Consider the following 16,851-nt stretch of genomic DNA (forward strand, 5'->3'; position numbering starts at 1 on the left):
GGACCGTTTGTCTACCCCTAATCGCGCCGGAAGACCAGAGTCGTCCGCCCCAGCGTCACTCGCGTGCCGTCCTGGAGCTCGACCCGGCGCACCGGCTGCCCGTTGACGAAGGTTCCGTTCGTGGAGCCGAGATCAACCAGGACCACCTGCTGACCTTCGACCCGCAATTCGGCATGATGCCGTGAAACGCCCGGGTCGACCAGCCGAAGATCGCAATCCGTGCCCCGGCCGAGCAAAGTCACCGGCGTCGTCAGCTCATACGACCGCTGCCCCTGCGGATCGTCCTGCGTCGAGACCAGCAGACGCGGCCTGCCGCCGAACACGTTCCCCCGCGGCTGCGGCATGTCCGTCACCGGCTGTCTGATCTCGTCCTGCTCCACCGTCGCGCCCCGGATGACGCCCGAACGGATCCGGAACAGGCCGACGGCCAAGTCGTCGGCGCGCTCGAAGCGCACCCGGACCGGGCCGACGAATGAGTACCCCTGCTCCTTGGCGTACTCGCGGGCGAGGTTCGCGAGCTCGTGGCTGATGCTGTCGGCGTACACCTCAAGGCGCTCGCTGTCAGTGGCGGACAACTCGACCACGAAGTCGTTCGGCACGAGCGTGCGCCCCTGCGCCACGATCGCGGCCCTCTCGTCCATCTCCCGCTGGACTGCGCTGGCGACCTCGACCGGCTGAAGGTCGGACTTGAACGCCCGCGCAAAGGCCCCCTCGACCAACCCTTCGAGCCTCCGCTCGAAGCGCTGAAGGACTCCCACCGGGTACCTCCCTTCCCAACTCACTGGTCGAGTCCGCCTCGCCCCGCAGGCCGGCTCGCGCGCCGACCGTGCCGGCTCGGCACCCTCATCCTGTTATGCAACTCCGCACGACCCCCGGAATCGGCGCCGCTCGCTCCCTCTTCCGGCTTCGTCGTCTACAAGGGATCGTATCCGGGTTCCTCACCACTGGCGGTTCCGTGCTAGCCTTTCAGCGCACCCAAAAGGGCGGGTGGCGGAACGGCAGACGCGCACGGTTCAGGTCCGTGTGTCCGCAAGGACGTGAGGGTTCAAATCCCTCCTCGCCCACTCGGGCCCCCGTGTTCGCAGACGAGAGTCTGCTTCCCGGGGGCTTTGTGTTTGTCCAGGGGGGGCGACCCCCTGGAACCCCCGGTGACCTCCTGCGGATTGCTGGACGCATCCTGGAGGCCGTTAGGGGGGAGCCCCCTGGGACCCCCGTTTAGGGGGTTCCCCCCTCGTACCCCCATAGGTGGGGTGTCTGTTGGTGGCATCTGGTTCCTTGTGTGAGTTGGGGCACAAGTGAAGCCTCGGACTGGTGTCCGAGGCTTCTTTCTTGTGGGTGTTTGTACGGGCTGCGTACTGATTAGGTGTACGGGGGGTGGCTTGACGGGGGCTTGCGGGGGGCTTGCAAGGTCGCTAGGCGGTCAGGAGTTGGTTGATCAGGTCGTTCAGGCTGATCAAGCCGGTTACCTGGCCGTTTGTTGTTACCAAGCCTAGGTGGGCGTGGGCCTCCTGGAGGGTGGATACGGCGTTGGGGATGGTGGTGCTGTGGTCCAGGCGGGGGATGGGGATGGCCAGGTCGCGGGGGGTGGCTTCGGGGGTGAGGAGGGCGTCGCGGATGTGGAGGACGCCGATGATCTCTTGGGGGGTTTTGTCGGTTACCAGGAGGCGTAGGTGGTTGGACTCGGTGGCTACGCGGCGGATGTGGGCGTGGTCGGCGTCGGCGGGGACGGCGGCGGCCTCGGTGATGGGGCGGGTCAAGGGGTCGATGGTCTGGCTGTCGGCGTGCAGGGCGCGGGTGAGGAGGTCGTGTTCGTCGCGGTCGAGGAGGCCCATGCGGCCGGACTCGCCTACCAGCATCGCCAACTGGTGGGGGGTGCGGGCGGTGGCCAGCTCGTCGCGGGGGCGTACGCCGAAGAGGCGCAGCAGGGCGTTGGTGCCGGCGTTGAGGGCGGACAGCAGGGGGCGGGCCAGGCGGGTGAAGCCGCGGAAGGGGAGGGCCAGGCCCAGAGCGGCGGCCTCGGCGTAGGTGAGGGCCCAGGACTTGGGGGCCATTTCGCCGGCGACCATGTGCAGGAAGGTGACCAGGGTCAGGGCTATCGCGAAGGCGATCGGGACTCGTAGGGATTCGGGGAGGCCGGCCAGGGCGAACAGGGGTTCCAGCAGGTGCTCGATGGCGGGTTCGGCGACCATGCCGAGGCCCAGGGAGCACAGGGTGATGCCGAGTTGGGCGCCGGCCAGCATCAGGGACAGTTCGCGGCTGTTGCGGATGGCGGCGCGGGCCAGGGCGCGGCCGACGCGGCCGGAGTGGGCGGCGGTCTCCTCCAGGCGGTGGCGGCGGGCGCTGACGACGGCGAACTCGGCGGCGACGAACAGGCCGTTGCCGATCAGCAGGACGATGCCCAGCAGGATGGCGGTCAGGGTGTTCATCGGACCGCCGGGTTCGTGTGGTGGCCGGGTCTTTTGGTATGTCGAGGTTTTTTGTTCTTCATGGGATTTGTGCTTGGCGCTTGAGGGGTCAGGTGGGCGTGCGGGCGAGGCGTACCTTGTCGGGGACGCGGCGCTGTACGCCGAGGACGGTGAGGACGGCGGTGTGGGCCGCGCCGTCGTCGTCGAGCAGCGGATCCGGGGTGAGGGGCACGGTGACGGAGTCGCCGGGCTCGGGGAGGCGGCCGAGTTTGGCCATGACCAGGCCGCCGATGGTCTCGTACTCCTCGCCTTCGGGGAGGCCTAAGCCGGTGGCGCGTTCGACCTCGTCGAGGCGGAGCGTGCCGGAGACGTCCCAGGTGCCGTCCTCGCGGGGCTCGGCGCGCATCGGCTCGGGGTCGTTCTCGTCGACCAGTTCGCCGACCAGTTCCTCGGCGAGGTCCTCGATGGTGATGAGGCCGGCGAGGCCGCCGTACTCGTCGATGACGCAGGCGAAGTAGTCGTCGGCGGCGCGCATCTGCTTCAGCACGGCCGGCAGCGGCAGCGTCTCGGGGACGAGCAGCGCGGGGCGGGCCAGCCGGGCGAGCGGCGCGTCGCCGTCGCCGGACTCCAGGGCGCGCAGCAGCTCGCGCAGGCCCGTGACGCCCACCACGTCGTCGCCGGCGTCGAGCACCGGGTAACGCGAGTGGCCGGCGCGTTTGAGCACGTCGAGGAGGTCCGTGGCGGGGCGGTCGGCGCGCAGCGAGACCACGCGGGGGCGCGGGACCATCACGTCCTCGGCGGTGCGGTCGCCGAACTCCAGCGCCCGCTCCAGCAGATCCGACAGGCGCTGCGGCAGCTCGCCCGCGGCCTCCGACTCGGCGATGATGCGCGCCAGCTCCTCCGGGGTGGCGCCGGTCTCGACGTGCTCGACCGGCTCGACGCCGACCCGGCGCAGCAGCCGGGTGGCCGCGCCGTCGAACAGCTTGATCAGCGGGCCGGCGACCGCCAGGTAGACGAGCGTCGAGCGGGCCAGGAACTTCGCCACCGGTTCGGGGCGGGCGATGCCGAGGTTCTTCGGCGCAAGCTCGCCCAGCACCATCTGTACGGCGGTGGCGATGACCAGGCCGGCGGCCACGGAGACGCCCGGCACGGCGGCCGGGGACAGGCCCGCGGCGAGCAGCCCGGGGCCGATCACGTCCGCGATCGCGGGCTCGGCGATGAATCCCACCAGCAGCGTGGTCACGGTGATGCCGAGCTGGGCGCCCGACAGCATGAACGACAGGCGACCGGTAACCTCTAGCGCGCGTCCGGCGGCGGCGTCGCCCTTGATCGCCTGTTCCCGCAGCAGCGGGCGGTCGGCGGCGAGGAACGCGAATTCCTGGGCGACGAAGTAGCCGGTGCCCAAGGTCAGCAGGAGTACGGCCAGCAGGCCAAGAAAGGTGTTCAGTCCCATTACGAGGCACACCGTCCCGCCTGGCGGGGATGCGCCCGGAGATGTTGGTCACCCGTGCCGAAGCACGGGCATGTACTCCACGGGTCCGAGGCGGACACGTCCATCCCTTCACTCAAGGTCTCTCCACGATAACGGGCGTGCCCTGGTCCTGTGTTCCGTGTGTTCCTTGTTTCCGGTTTCCTGCCATGCGCCGGACCCGTCTGCGTACTTTTCCACAGGTACAGATTGCTCACCGGTAAGCGGATCGCAAGCGCGACGGCGTAGCGTCAAAACAGGGTCGAAAAGGGTCAAGTCCGGGGAGGCGGGAGTGAACCGGCAGCAGGGCGCGCCGCCGGTCGGCCCGGGAGGGACCATGATCGGACAGGCGCGGACACAAGCTGACGACCACGTCGAGCGAACGGAGGAGGAGCGGTGAGTGAATGGCCGGGTGCGGAGAACGACCGCACACGGGCGATACAGCGGCCGGGGCAGGCGGGCCAGCCGCAGCCGGGGCCGCAGCCGCCCGCGTGGGCCATCTCTGGCAGGCCCACCGCCGCGGCGCCTCCGCGATACGACTCGCCGGAGGACCGCAGGCTGAACGAGACCACGGTGCGCAAGGTCTCCCGCGTGTACGGCAGGCCGCGCAAGGGCGACAGCCCCGTTCGGCCGCTGCGGGCCACGGGCGGGGGCGGCGGTCCGTCCTGGCCCGGCGGCGGGTCCGGCAGCGGGACCGGCGGGACGCGGGCGCCGCGCCGGTGGGGGCGGATCATTCTCGGGTCGGTGGCCGTGCTGGTCGTGCTGCTGCTGGTCGCGGGCGTGGGGCTGTTCCTCTGGGTCAACTCCCGCATCAAGGGCATCGAGGTGCTGGAGGACTACGAGGGCCGGCCGGCCGAGACGCCGGGGCAGGACTGGCTGCTCGTCGGCTCCGACAGCCGGGCCGGGCTGAGCGCCGCCCAGCGCAGGAAGCTCGCCACCGGGCGGGCGGCCGGCAAGCGCACCGACACGATGATGCTGCTGCACATTCCGGACAACGGGGGGCGGCCGACGCTGGTGAGCCTGCCGCGTGACTCGCTGGTTCCGATCGAGGGGCACGGCAGCGACAAGCTGAACGCGGCCTACTCGTTCGATGACGGCGGTCCCAAGCTGCTGACCAGGACCGTGGAGAAGATCACCGGCATCCGGATCGACCACTACATGGAGATCGGTTTCGGCGGGTTCGTCGGCATCGTGGACGCGGTCGGCGGCGTGAACATCTGCGTGAAGCAGAACATCCGGGACCCGAAGGCCGGGATCAACCTGAAGAAGGGCTGCCAGGAGCTGGACGGCGGGACCGCGCTCGGCTACGTGCGCACCCGCGCCACCGGCGCCATTCCCGACTTCGAGCGCACCCAGCGGCAGCGGCAGTTCTTCTCCGCCGTGGTGAAGAAGGCGGCGAGCCCCGGCGTGCTGCTCAACCCGTTCCAGGCGATTCCGCTGGCCGCGGCCGCCACCGACTCGGTCAGCGTCGACAACGGCACCGGCACCTTCGACCTGCTGTCGCTGGGCCTGGCCATGAGCAACGACCCGGTCACCACGGTCGTGCCGGTGGGCTCGTTCCCCACCATCAACGGCGTCAACTACGCCAAGTGGGACTCGGCCAAGGCCACCAAGCTCTTCGACGCGCTCGCCGCGGACAAGCAGGTGCCCAAGGACGCCCTCGCCAAGTGAGGTCCGGCGGCGCCGGATGACTGTTTCGCCCCGCTCGTGGCGTACGCCGTGAGCGGGGCGAGCCGTGTCCAGGGGCGGACATCGGGTCCGTGCGCCGTAAGGGTTCTGTAAGCCGGATCCCGGATGTCTACAAGTGGGGTGCGGTGCTCTTGTAGGTGACATCACGACCGCCGCGCCGCCGGGAGGTTGCGCCGGCTGCCGGGCGCGGTCGACAGGCACCTATACGCAGGAAGGGAGGGCGGCGTCGATTCCGCGCCGCGCGACATCATGAACTTCAAGGTCCTAGCTCGCAGCCCCATCACCTGGGCGGCCATGGTAGTGATCGCGGCCATCATCGGTGTCGTCCTCTATCTGTTCCAGCCCTGGCGGCTCTTCACCACGGTCGAGGTCAACGAGGCCGAGCCGGGCGTGACCGCGCCGGCCAAGGTGGGCGGGAACGGCGAGGTGGCGTCCGGCGAGAACGACGGCGCGGACGCCAAGCCGGCCAAGAAGACCAAGGAGCTCGCCTCCGGCGCCTTCGTCTCGCACGAGCACTCCACGACGGGCAAGGCCCGGGTGCTTGAGCTGGCCGACGGCAGCCGGGTGCTGCGCATCGAGAACCTCGACACCTCCGACGGGCCCGACCTGCGGGTGTGGCTGAGCGACCAGCCGGTCAAGGAGGGCGCCGCGGGCTGGTTCGTGTTCGACGACGGCAAGTGGCTGGAGCTGGGTCGGCTCAAGGGCAACAAGGGCAACGCCAACTACGCGATTCCGGCTGACGCGGACCTCGACACGCTCAAGAGCGTCACGATCTGGTGCAAGCGCTTCAGCGTCTCCTTCGGCGCGGCGGCGCTCGCCTGAGACGTCGGACCGATACGGCGCCCCTGCCCGCACTGCGGCGTGGGGGCGTCGTGTAGATGGGCGCAATGGTTATCCACAGGCTGTGGATGACTGGTGTGTATCTGTGGGTATCCCTGTGGATAACGTGATCGGGTGCTTGTGACCTGGGACTAAGAGGGGCTTGCGGTGGTCGCCTCGGCGCGGCGGTGGGCGGGCGCGGTTACGGTAGGGATATGCCAGAGCTGCCGGAGGTGGAGTCGCTCGCCGAGTTCCTGCGCGAGCAGGCCGTCGGGCGCACGGTGCTCGCCGTCGAGGTGCCCGCCTTCCAGGCGCTGAAGACGGTCGATCCGCCGGTCACCGCGATCCGCGGCCTCGCCGTGACGTCGGTGGCGCGGTACGGCAAGTTCCTCGATCTGGCCTTCGGCGTGGGCGGGCCGCACTTCGTCACGCATCTGGCCAGGGGCGGGTGGCTGCGCTGGCGGGACGACTTCGCCGGGGTACGGCCGGCGCGGCCGGGCAAGGGGCCGCTGGCGGTGCGGGTGCGGTTCGCGCCCGACGCGGAGGGGCGTTCGCCCGGCTTCGAGCTGACCGAGATGGGCACGCAGAAGCGGCTGGCCGTGTACGTGGTGAACGATCCGCGCGAGGTGCCGGGCGTCGCCACGCTCGGGCCCGATCCGCTCGCCGACGACTTCTCGGTGGAGGCGCTCAAGGGCATCGTGCGCGGCAGCCGTACCCAGATCAAGGGGTTGCTGCGGGATCAGAAGGTCATCGCGGGCATCGGCAACGCCTACTCCGACGAGGTGCTGCACGCGGCGCGGATGTCGCCCTTCAAGATCGCGGGGACGCTCACCGACGAGCAGGTGGCGCGGCTGCACGAGGCGATGGTGACGACGCTGCGCGAGGCGGTGGCGCGCTCGCGCGGGCTGGCGGCCAAGGATCTGAAGTCGGAGAAGAAGAGCGGGCTGCGGGTGCACGGCCGTACTGGGGAGAAATGTCCGGTGTGCGGGGACACGATCAGGGAGGTGTCGTTCGCCGACTCGGCGCTGCAGTACTGCCCGACCTGCCAGACCGGGGGCAAGCCGCTCGCCGACCGGCGGATGTCCCGCCTGCTCAAGTAGGCGCACCCGGGCCCGACCTGGCGGCGCGGGCTGCCAGAATGGCCGGATGAACGTTCCGGAGACCCCTGTTCAGTCCGTGCCCGACGACGCCTACCTGCTCGACGTGCGCGAGCCCGAGGAGTGGACGGCCGGGCACGCGCCGGGCGCGGTGCACATTCCGCTCGGCCAGTTGCCGGCCCGGGTGGCGGAGGTGCCCGCGGATGTGCCGATCTATGTGATCTGCCGGGTCGGCGGGCGGTCGGCGCAGGCGACGGCGTGGCTCAACCATCTCGGGCGCGAGGCGATCAACGTCGGCGGCGGCATGATGTCGTGGGCCTCGGCCGGGAAGGCGATGGTCGCCGAGGGAGGGCACCCCCCTTACGTGGCCTGATCCCGAATGGCATAATCCGGGTAAAAGTTAACAACCGCGGGAGCTCGGGCGGAAACCGGGCTGAGAGGGCGGCTACTTCGCAGGGGAAGTCGTGCCGCCGACCGCCGAACCTGTCCGGATAATGCCGGCGTAGGGAGCGTGTGATGAGGCCTGCCGCCACCAAGGACGAATCTGCCACTTGGGACAAGCGCGACGAAGCACCTCTCACTCTCGATGAAGCACCCCCGCAGACGCTGGGGGTGCTCGACCAGGGCGCCTTCTGGGCGAACCTCGGCGTGAGCCTGCTGGGGTTCTCGGGGGCGCTGTTCCTGCTCAACCCCCTCGGCGACGCGCCGCTGACCTTCACCGCGGCGATGGTCGCGGCCGTGGTCGGCAGCCTGGTGGGCACCGCGATGGTGGGCCTGGCCGCCGTGCCGGGGGCGCAGACCGGGCGGCCGGCGATGGTGCTGCTGCGCGGGCTGTTCGGGGCGAGGCTGTCGTACGTCCCGACGGTGCTCAACATCATCCAGATGCTCGGCTGGGGCGCGTTCGAGCTCTGGGTCATCGCCCAGGGCGCCCAGGCGATCTTCGGGGGCGCGGTGCCGTACGGGGCCTGGGTGATCGCCGCGGGCGTGATCACGACCGCGCTGACCATCAGGCCGCTCGGGGCGATCCGACTGCTGCGCCGGTACGTCACCGCCGGGGTGATCGTGTCGATGGTCTGGCTCACCGTCGCGCTGGTCCGCGAGGGGCCCGCGCTGAGCGGCGGCTCCTGGGAGGCGTTCGCGCCCGCCATGGACTATGTGATCGCGCTGTCGGTGTCGTGGGTGCCGGTCGCGGCCGACTACGCGCGGCATTCCCGGTCGGGCCGGGCGGCGTTCGCCGGCGTGGTCGGCGGCTACACGATCGCGCAGGTCGCCTGCCTCGCGCTGGGCATCATCGCGCTCGCGCTGGTCGCCAACGACGACACGCGGGTGTGGAGCGCGTTCGTGGCGGCGCCGCTCGGCGCGCTGTTCTTCGGCATCCTGGTGCTGCGCGAGACCGACCAGTCCTTCGCCAACGTGTACTCCACGGCGATGTCGCTGCAGAACCTGCTGCCGCGGGTGGACCGGCGAATCTTCTCGGTCGCGATCGGCGTGCTCACCACCGTGACCGCACTGGTGCTGGACGTCAACTCCTACGGCGCCTTCCTGGCCGTGATCGGCGCGGTCTTCGTGCCGATGTTCGCCGTGCTCGTCGTGGACTACTTCGTCCTCGGCGGCGGCGCACGCTGGAACACCGCCGAGGACGCCCCGTCGCGCCTGCTCATGGTGCTTCCATGGCTGCTCGGCTTCGCCACCTGGTGGATGCTCGCGGCCCTGCCCGAGGTGTCCTGGTGGAAGGCGCTGTGGACCGCCGTGCGCGAGGCGATCGGGTTCACCCCGGCGCCGTGGATGAGCGCCGCGGTCGGCGCGTTCCTGGTGGCGTCCCTGGTCACCCTCCTGGTGGGCCTGCCGGCCCGCCGCCGTTCCGGGTCCGTGCGGTCCGAGCGCGGCTGACTCCGGGCGATCAGTCGGCCGATCAGCCGGCCCATTAGCCGACGTCGATGCCCTCCAGGGCCAGCAGGCGGCGCTTGGCCTCGACGCCGCCCGCGTAATTGCCGGGCTTGCCCTCCGCCTCGATCGCGCGGTGGCAGGGCACGATCAGGCACACCGGGTTGGCCACCAGCGCGTTGCCCACCGCCCGCAGCGCCTGGGGCCGCCCGATGCGGGCGGCCAGCTCCCGGTGGGTGGTCACGGTCCCGTACGGCACCGCGAGCATCATCTGCAACACGGTACGCGCGAACGGCGTGGCCAGCCGCAGGTCCACCGAGCCGGTGAACGCGCGCAGCCGTCCCTCGAAGTAGGCGTCAAGCTCGCGGCGCAGCGGGTCGAGCCGCCGCGGATCGGGGCCGATGAACCGGCCGATCTCCCGGCTCACCCGCTCGAAGATCGCGTGCTCGTTCTCGAAGCTGCAGGCCGCGACGCCGCGCGCGGTGACCGCGAGGACCAGCCGGCCGACGGGCGTGTCCGTGGTGCCGAAGGCGATCTCGGGCGGGGTCACGCCGACGTAGCCGGGCGCGGTCACCCGGAGCAGGGCTTCAAGATCTGGTGACGGCATCGCCCACGTCCTCTCCCGCGGCCGGCCCGGGCGCGTGCTCCCACCGCCCCGGCGACCGTCCCACCAGCGTATCGGAGCGGTCTCAGCCCAGGAAAAGCGGCAAGATCAAGGCAGGAGAACGGGCACGATGGGGACGTGGGTGACGAGAGGGTCGAGAGCGCCGACGACGGCATCGCGCGTGCCGTGGTCGCCAGTTCGGCCAACGCGATCGTCGCGGTCGATCGTGATCTGGTGGTGCTGGTCTGGAATCCGGCGGCCGAGCGCATGTTCGGGTGGGCCGCCGAGGAGCTGATGGGGCGGCGGGCGCCGATCGTCCCCGGCGATCTCCTGGCCGAGCAGAACGGGGTGCTGGAACGCGTGCGCACGGGCGGGCGGGTGTCGCTGCGCACCAAGCGCCTGCGCCACGACGGCTCGCTGATCGACGTCGTCGCCGACATCAGCGCGCTGCGCTCGGACGCCGGGGCGCTGCTCGGCTACACCTTCGTCTACCACCTGGTCGAGGAGGACGAGACCGCCCGCGACCACTACGCCCGCCGGGACCGCCTGGTGCGGCGGCTCACCGACGTGGTCGGGGACATCAACGCCGAGCTGGAGCTCCCGGCGGTGCTCGACCGCATCGCGGCGAGCCTCACCGAGCTGACCGGTGCGGACGCGGGCTGCTTCGTGCTGATCGAGGACGAGCGGCTGAAGCTGGTGAGCTCGCACCGGCTGCCCGAGTCGATGCGCGGCGTCACCGGCGACCTGCACACCAGCCTCGTCGGCAAGCTGCTGCGCACCGGCAAGACCGTGCTGCTGGAGAACGGCGACCCCGCCGGGCTCGACGAGCTGATCTGGTCCCGGCTGCCCGGCCTCAACGCGGTCGCGCTCGCGCTCGCCGCCGTGGGCAGCAGGCCGTACGGCGCGCTGTACGCGTTGTTCGCCTCACACAAGGTCGGGCACGTGGAGCTTGAGCTGCTGGAACTGCTCGCCGCGCACGCCGGCATCGCGGTCGGCAACGCGCTGTCCTACCAGGAGGCGGTACGCCAGCGCGCCCACCAGCGGGCGGTCGTGGACGCGTCGGCGGACGGCATCGCCGTACTGGACGAGCATGGGCGGGTGCGGCAGTGGAACCCGGCCGCGCAGGAGCTCACCGGCTTCCCGGCCGAGAGCGTGATCGGCGGGCCGCCGCCGTTCCCGCTGCCGCCGCCGGGCGAGAAGCTCACCACGCAGTTGCCGTCCGGGCGGTGGCTCGACATGGTCAGCGCGGAGATCACCGAGACCTGCGAGGTCGTGGTCGACTTCCGCGACGTGACCAAGGCGAAGGAACTGGAGGAGGCCAAGGACCTGTTCCTCGCCACGACCAGCCACGAGCTGCGCACGCCGATCACGGTGGTGCGGGGGTTCGCCAGCACGCTCGACGCCAAGTGGGACGTGCTGTCCGACGCCGAGCGGCGCGCGGCCGTGCACACGATCGCCGAGCGGGCGAACTCGCTGGGGCGGCTCGTCGACCACCTGCTGCTCGGGGCGCGGGCCGGGGCCGAGGAGCTGCAGATCCGGCTGGAGACCTTCGACCTGGCCGAGCGGGTGCGGGCGGCGACGCTGGGGCTGCCCGCGTTCTCCGAGCGGCACCGGGTGGAGGTGAACATCGCCGACCTGCCGCCGGTGGTCGGCGATCCGCTCGCCATCGACATCCTGCTCGACCAACTGCTGGAGAACGCCTTCAAGTACTCGCCGGACGGCGGGCTGATCCAGGTGGCGGCGTGGGCGGACGACGGCGAGGTCGTCGTGGTCGTGGAAGACGAGGGGGTCGGCATCCCGCCCGCCGACCGCGAGCGCATCTTCGAGCGCTTCGTCCAGGTGGACAGCGGGGACCGGCGGCGGTTCGGCGGGGTGGGGCTCGGGCTGTACATCGTGCGGAACCTGGCGCGGGCCCAGGGCGGGGACGTCACCGCGCACACCCGGCCCGGTGGGGGGACCCGGATGCGTCTCGTGCTTCCGGCGGCTGCTAATGTCACCGAACCGGACAAACCCGCATCTGTGCTGATGACGGGGCTCACTAGCGGACTCGACACACCGAAGCGGTAACAGGGCGGTCACAGATAAGCTGATCTATTGTCGAATGTGCACAAGCCGTAATGGCGTCGCGGTTTCCATGCCCTAGGAACGGGGCATTTCGGTCGTATCTGGGTTGTCTTTCCTCAGGGGGAACAGGAATCGGGGAGGTGAGTGCGTCGAGCGCCGTCCTGCTTCCATACGCGCCGTCCAGCGTCGCCGTCGCACGCCAGCGCCTCAGCGCCGATCTTCGGGCACGGGGGATCTTCGCCGCGGTCGCCGACGATGCCGTCCTGGTGATGAGCGAGCTGCTGAGCAACGCCCTGCGCCATGCGCATCCCCTGCCATCCGGGCAGGTCAGGGTGGCTTGGGAGTTCGTCGACGGGAACGTCGAGGTCCAGGTGAGCGACGGCGGCGCGGCCACGGCGCCGCGTGCCGGGCGGGCGCCGTTGTCCTCGCTGGGGGGTCGGGGACTGGGCATCGTGGAGTACCTCGCCGAGCGGTGGGGGGTGCGCTATGACGAGGAGTGCACCACGGTGTGGGCGGTCGTCTGCACCCCCGAGACGTCTGTGGCGAGCCAGAACGGGCAAATTGGGCATGACGGTCAGAGTGCCCAAAATGGGCACATTAAGACGCCCGAAATGAGTGTGCTACGCGAGTGCGGCTGACCGCGGATAGAGCACAATACGTTCCGCCGTCGACCAGGCCGTGCTGACCAGCAGATATATGCCGGTCGCCAGCGGAAACACCCCGGCCGCGAGTATCACCCCGAACGGCAGCAGCCGCAGCGCCCTGATCGGCACCTCGCCCATCCGCCGGGACAGCACCCACGCCAGTACGGCGAGCGCGAACAACAGCCCTGCGAAGACGAGGGCGGCCGGGCTGAACAGCCCCGAGGTCGCCACGACCGCGGCGAAGTGCTCGCCCAGCGGCACCCCGAGCGCGCTCTGCGCGAGCAACGCGTTCGGCTGTCCGGCGATCGTCGCCGAGATGAACAACTGGTAGGTCACCGAGAAGAACGGCAACTGCGCCAGGCCGGGCAGGCATCCGGCCAGCGGCGAGGTGCCCTCCTTGGCGTACAGGGCGGCGAGCTCGCGGTTCAGCCGGTCGGGGTTGGCGCGATGGCGTTCGCGCAACCGCGCGATCTTGGGCGCGATCCGGAGCCGGTCGCGGTGGGCGCGTGCCTGGCGCAGGCTCAGCGGGAGCAGCAGCACCCGCACCGCGAGCGTGAACAGCACGATCGCGACGGCGGCGCCGGTGTGGTCGGCGAGAGAGGAGATGAGCCGGTAGGCGGGTTCGAGAATCGGGTCGAACATGGTCGGGGGAGCCCTTCGTCGTACGCGTGCTTGCCGGCGCGGCGACGGCGTACGGCCGCCGCGCGATGGGGACGCGATGGGGATCGGCGAACATGACGAATGCGCCCGCGACCTCACGTGGGGATCCCTCAAGGATCCCGGGGGCCCGTGCCGAGGTGAACGAGTGACGGAAACGAGCCCTGGCGAGGCGTGCTCCCTGCGTCGGGATCGGCGGCAGGGTCCCTCGCGGTGAGGTTCAGGCGGGCGCGGGGCTCCGCGTCGGCGCTCTAGGGCGTGGCCGCCCGGCGGTATCGGGGTCGCGCAGCCGCACGACCACCGGCCGCGCCACCGGCACGGCCTGGCCCGCGACGGCATCGGCCCGCGGCATTCCCGCCACGAGCCCGACCGCCCAGGCCAGCATCAGCAGGGTGACCCCCACCAGGCCGAACGCGGTCACCGTCGCGAGGCCGGATGACCCCGAGACCAGTTCCGCGAGCAGGGCCAGGGAGGTCACCGCGCCTACCGCGAGGAGTTCTTGCCGACGACGGTGACCGCCACGAACACCACCAGGGCGATCACGCCGATGATGAGGGCGAACTTCAGCAGCGCGAACAGCGCCGGAATGATGAACGAGAAGAGCACGAAGAGGGCGAGTAACGCCCCTGCGACCATGAAAACGATGCGGGCCATGCCACAACGCTACGTCGCTTCCCCCCGCTCCGCGACGCACTTGCGGATCACGGATGGGACTCGAGTCGTCCGATGCACGGTGACCAGGGGTGTTTTATTCAGCGAGTTGACGGCGTCCGGCTTGGGACGGTGAAACCCCGCCGAGTCGGCCCGGCGACCGCTGACGCGTCCGAACGAGCCGTCGGCTCCGGCGATGGGCGTACGGCGCTGCGCCACGTGGACAAGGTGCGAACAATGAACGTTCGCGGACGTCGCCGACCGGCCTCGCGGTGAAGAGTTTGCGCAGTTCGGGTGCCGAGTGGCCACACCGACCGGGCAAGCGTCCTGGCGGCACGGGCGCGTCGTCACCCAGCCCATAGCGTCACGCCGGGAGGCTTCGGTGCGGGTAGGCCGCGAGGCGATCGGCTTGGACACGATCCGCTCAGTTGGCTTCGGCCAAAGGTGCGTACTTACGAAGTCGTGACGTATGGGGCGTCCTGATCGGACCCGAGCGCGAGCGTCTGTGTAGGTAAGTAACGTGAGGGCATGAGCGCGAATCGGGCGGCCTGTCTGGGTGGATTGCGGCGGTTTCCGCTAGGCCGAGCGACCTCGAACCGCGGCGGGAGGCGACCGGCCGACCACCGGGCCGACCACCGGGCCGGCCACTGGGCCGAGCGCGCGGCCGGGCATGGAACCGGCCGCTCGGAACGGGCCGGCCCGGCAAAGGGCGGCAGGCCCGCCGACGGCGATCGGCAGGGGGCGGCCGGGGTGTGGCACGCCGAGCCGTACTCGAAGGCGGGTTTGACCCGGGCGCGGGCGGGAGCGCGGCCATGACCGGGGGAGGCGCGCCGACGTCGCGGATCATGGTGGTGGAGGACGATCCCACCGTGGCCGAGGTGGTCGTGCGCTACCTGCAGCGCGACGGGCACGACGTGGAATGCGTCGGGGACGGCGCCGAGGCGCTGCGGCGGGCGCTGGCGAACCCGCCCGATCTGATCATCCTCGACCTGATGCTGCCGAAGATGGACGGGCTGCAGGTGACCCGTAAGCTGCGGGAGCGCTGGCCCGTACCGGTGATCATGCTGACCGCGCTCGGCGACGAGATGGACCGGGTCGTGGGGCTGGAGACCGGGGCCGACGACTACGTCACCAAACCGTTCAGCCCGCGCGAACTCGCCCTGCGCGTGCAGTCGGTGCTGCGGCGGGCGCGCGGCTCCCTGGTGGCGACCGGCACGGGCGTCCTGCGCGACGGCGACCTGGTCGTGGACGTCGGCGCCCACGAGGTACGGCTCGGCGACCAGGAGATCACCCTCACCGCCCGCGAGTTCGACCTGCTCACGCACCTGATGCGCAACCCGCGCCAGGCCTTCAGCCGGGCCACCCTGCTCGATCAGGTATGGGGCTGGTCGTTCGGCGACTCCTCCACCGTCACCGTGCACGTGCGCCGCCTCCGAGAGAAGATCGAGAAGGACCCCACGGCCCCGCGCAGGATCGTCACCGTCTGGGGAGTCGGCTACCGCTACGAGCCGATCGAGCAATGATCGGGCAGATCATCCTGGTCACGGCCGGTCTGGGCCTGCTGATCGCCGTACTCGGGCTGGGCGTGCTGTGGCTGCTGCGCGCCCGGTCGATCGGCGTGATGCTCGCGGTCGTCGCCGTGGTCACGGTCGCGGCGACCCTCGCCGGGGTCGTGGCGATCATCTTCGCGATGGCCATCGAAGAGCGCTCCAAGAACATCGTGCTGACCGTGGTGGCGATCGCCGGGGCCGTCGGCCTGGGGGTGGCGTTCGTGCTGGCCAGACGCGTCGTGAAGGCCGGTAGGAGGCTCGTGGCGGCCGTGGAGGCGGTCCCCGCGTCGGGGGAGTTCGACCCGCCCGCCGGGCCGCTCTTCGCCGAGCTGGACACGCTCAGGAGCGCCCTCGACCAGGCGTACGCGCGCATCCGCGACGGCCGCGAGCGCGAGCGCGCGCTGGAGAGCGCCCGGCGCGAGCTGGTCACCTGGGTCAGCCACGACCTGCGCACCCCGCTGGCGGGCATGCGCGCGATGGCCGAGGCGCTGGAGGACGGCGTCGTCTCCGACGAGGCGACGATCCGCCGCTACCACACCCAGATCAGGCTGGAAGTGGACCGCCTGTCGGAAATGGTGGACGACCTGTTCGAGCTCTCCCGCATCCACGCGGGCACCCTGCGCCTGTCGCGCAGCCCCATCGGCCTCGGCGACCTGGTCTCCGACGCACTCGCCGGCGTCGAGCCGCTCGCCCGCGCCAAGGGCGTCCGCCTGTACGGCGAAGCCAACGGCATCGTCCCGGTCAACGTCGACGCTGGCGAACTCGGCCGCGCCCTGCGCAACCTGGTCGTCAACGCCATCCGCCACACCCCCGCCGACGGCACCATCTCCATCCGCGCCGAGGACGACGGCACCACCGCCCGCCTCTCGGTCAGCGACGCCTGCGGCGGCATCCCCGAGGACGACCTGCCCCGCGTCTTCGACGTCGCCTTCCGCGGCGAGGCCGCCCGCACCCCCGGCCCCGACGGCGGCGCCGGCCTCGGCCTCGCCATCGCCCGCGGCATCGTCGAGGCCCACGAGGGCGACATCAGCGTCGTCAACACCGGCCCCGGCTGCCGCTTCGAGATCCGTCTCCCCTTGGCCGATGGTGGTCATCGGGTCGGCTGATCGGGCGGGTTTGGCGCCGGTCGGCGGTTTGTCCGTGGGTACTCCGGTGGCCTGGACCGCTCGGGGTGACAGGGTCGTGCCTCTTTGTGATCCGTGCTTCCTTGGCCGATGGTGGCCATCGGGTCGGCTGATCGGGCGGGTTTGGCGCCGGTCGGCGGTTTGTCCGTGGGTACTCCGGTGGCCTGGACCGCTCGGGGTGACAGGGTCGTGCGT

The 16,851-nt window shown here is 70.8% G+C and carries 16 protein-coding genes, 1 tRNA gene and 1 riboswitch; of the genes, 10 read left to right on the forward strand and 7 right to left on the reverse strand.

The window, feature by feature from the left end; translation table 11 throughout:
* Nucleotides 1-17 precede the first annotated feature (17 nt).
* Nucleotides 18-758: a DUF3662 and FHA domain-containing protein gene (locus tag AB0K60_RS32550; protein ID WP_364063955.1), complete on the reverse strand. Its 741-nt coding sequence runs from the start codon at nucleotides 756-758 to the stop codon at nucleotides 18-20.
* A gap of 223 nt (nucleotides 759-981) precedes the next feature.
* Between AB0K60_RS32550 and AB0K60_RS32555 the strand changes: the two genes are divergently transcribed.
* A tRNA-Leu gene (locus AB0K60_RS32555) sits at nucleotides 982-1,064 on the forward strand.
* Between the two features lie 348 nt (nucleotides 1,065-1,412).
* On the opposite strand, the gene AB0K60_RS32560 is transcribed toward AB0K60_RS32555, so the two are convergent.
* Nucleotides 1,413-2,426, reverse strand: a complete 1,014-nt coding sequence (locus AB0K60_RS32560) for a hemolysin family protein (RefSeq protein ID WP_364063957.1) — start codon at nucleotides 2,424-2,426, stop codon at nucleotides 1,413-1,415.
* Between the two features lie 88 nt (nucleotides 2,427-2,514).
* Nucleotides 2,515-3,858 carry a hemolysin family protein gene (locus AB0K60_RS32565; protein ID WP_364063959.1) on the reverse strand — a complete coding sequence of 448 codons (1,344 nt, stop codon included), beginning with the start codon at nucleotides 3,856-3,858 and terminating at the stop codon, nucleotides 2,515-2,517.
* A 411-nt stretch (nucleotides 3,859-4,269) separates the two neighbouring features.
* Here AB0K60_RS32565 and AB0K60_RS32570 point away from each other — a divergent pair, with 411 nt between their 5' ends.
* The 5 genes from AB0K60_RS32570 to AB0K60_RS32590 all read left to right on the forward strand — a co-directional run bounded on the left by AB0K60_RS32570 (nucleotide 4,270) and on the right by AB0K60_RS32590 (nucleotide 9,368).
* Nucleotides 4,270-5,544 (forward strand): LCP family protein, encoded by a 1,275-nt coding sequence (locus AB0K60_RS32570; protein ID WP_364063962.1) that lies wholly within the window; start codon nucleotides 4,270-4,272, stop codon nucleotides 5,542-5,544.
* A 312-nt stretch (nucleotides 5,545-5,856) separates the two neighbouring features.
* A complete protein-coding gene (locus AB0K60_RS32575) occupies nucleotides 5,857-6,384 on the forward strand; it encodes a DM13 domain-containing protein (protein WP_364063965.1) in 528 nt (175 codons plus the stop codon).
* Between the two features lie 212 nt (nucleotides 6,385-6,596).
* Nucleotides 6,597-7,481 (forward strand): DNA-formamidopyrimidine glycosylase family protein, encoded by an 885-nt coding sequence (locus AB0K60_RS32580; protein ID WP_364063968.1) that lies wholly within the window; start codon nucleotides 6,597-6,599, stop codon nucleotides 7,479-7,481.
* Nucleotides 7,482-7,527: 46 nt separating this feature from the next.
* Nucleotides 7,528-7,851, forward strand: a complete 324-nt coding sequence (locus AB0K60_RS32585) for a rhodanese-like domain-containing protein (RefSeq protein WP_364063971.1) — start codon at nucleotides 7,528-7,530, stop codon at nucleotides 7,849-7,851.
* A gap of 26 nt (nucleotides 7,852-7,877) precedes the next feature.
* Nucleotides 7,878-8,004: riboswitch (TPP riboswitch) on the forward strand.
* Nucleotides 7,995-9,368 (forward strand): cytosine permease, encoded by a 1,374-nt coding sequence (locus AB0K60_RS32590; protein WP_364063974.1) that lies wholly within the window; start codon nucleotides 7,995-7,997, stop codon nucleotides 9,366-9,368. (Overlaps the previous riboswitch by 10 nt.)
* Nucleotides 9,369-9,402: 34 nt before the next feature.
* Here AB0K60_RS32590 and AB0K60_RS32595 read toward each other — a convergent pair whose 3' ends face one another.
* Nucleotides 9,403-9,969 (reverse strand): methylated-DNA--[protein]-cysteine S-methyltransferase, encoded by a 567-nt coding sequence (locus AB0K60_RS32595; RefSeq protein WP_364063976.1) that lies wholly within the window; start codon nucleotides 9,967-9,969, stop codon nucleotides 9,403-9,405.
* A 135-nt stretch (nucleotides 9,970-10,104) separates the two neighbouring features.
* Here AB0K60_RS32595 and AB0K60_RS32600 point away from each other — a divergent pair, with 135 nt between their 5' ends.
* Both AB0K60_RS32600 and AB0K60_RS32605 read left to right on the forward strand, forming a co-directional pair.
* A complete protein-coding gene (locus tag AB0K60_RS32600) occupies nucleotides 10,105-12,033 on the forward strand; it encodes a PAS domain S-box protein (protein WP_364063978.1) in 1,929 nt (642 codons plus the stop codon).
* A 137-nt stretch (nucleotides 12,034-12,170) separates the two neighbouring features.
* A complete protein-coding gene (locus AB0K60_RS32605) occupies nucleotides 12,171-12,668 on the forward strand; it encodes an ATP-binding protein (RefSeq protein WP_364063980.1) in 498 nt (165 codons plus the stop codon).
* Here AB0K60_RS32605 and yidC read toward each other — a convergent pair.
* From yidC to AB0K60_RS32620, 3 genes are all read right to left on the reverse strand, one after another.
* Nucleotides 12,651-13,316 carry a membrane protein insertase YidC gene (yidC, locus tag AB0K60_RS32610; RefSeq protein WP_364063983.1) on the reverse strand — a complete coding sequence of 222 codons (666 nt, stop codon included), beginning with the start codon at nucleotides 13,314-13,316 and terminating at the stop codon, nucleotides 12,651-12,653. The two genes, AB0K60_RS32605 and yidC, sit on opposite strands and share 18 nt — an antisense overlap.
* 235 nt (nucleotides 13,317-13,551) lie before the next feature.
* Nucleotides 13,552-13,809, reverse strand: a complete 258-nt coding sequence (locus AB0K60_RS32615) for a DUF6412 domain-containing protein (RefSeq protein WP_364063985.1) — start codon at nucleotides 13,807-13,809, stop codon at nucleotides 13,552-13,554.
* Nucleotides 13,810-13,814: 5 nt separating this feature from the next.
* Nucleotides 13,815-13,985 carry a hypothetical protein gene (locus AB0K60_RS32620; RefSeq protein WP_364063988.1) on the reverse strand — a complete coding sequence of 57 codons (171 nt, stop codon included), beginning with the start codon at nucleotides 13,983-13,985 and terminating at the stop codon, nucleotides 13,815-13,817.
* 809 nt (nucleotides 13,986-14,794) lie between these two features.
* Here AB0K60_RS32620 and AB0K60_RS32625 point away from each other — a divergent pair.
* Together AB0K60_RS32625 and AB0K60_RS32630 are read left to right on the forward strand one after the other, a co-directional pair.
* Nucleotides 14,795-15,505 carry a response regulator transcription factor gene (locus AB0K60_RS32625; RefSeq protein WP_364063991.1) on the forward strand — a complete coding sequence of 237 codons (711 nt, stop codon included), beginning with the start codon at nucleotides 14,795-14,797 and terminating at the stop codon, nucleotides 15,503-15,505.
* A complete protein-coding gene (locus tag AB0K60_RS32630) occupies nucleotides 15,502-16,638 on the forward strand; it encodes a HAMP domain-containing sensor histidine kinase (protein WP_364063993.1) in 1,137 nt (378 codons plus the stop codon). Before AB0K60_RS32625 ends, AB0K60_RS32630 begins: the two co-directional genes overlap by 4 nt.
* Nucleotides 16,639-16,851: the final 213 nt, after the last annotated feature.

It is taken from the genome of Thermopolyspora sp. NPDC052614 (genome assembly GCF_040678635.1).
In the GTDB taxonomy this organism is placed as follows: domain Bacteria; phylum Actinomycetota; class Actinomycetes; order Streptosporangiales; family Streptosporangiaceae; genus Thermopolyspora.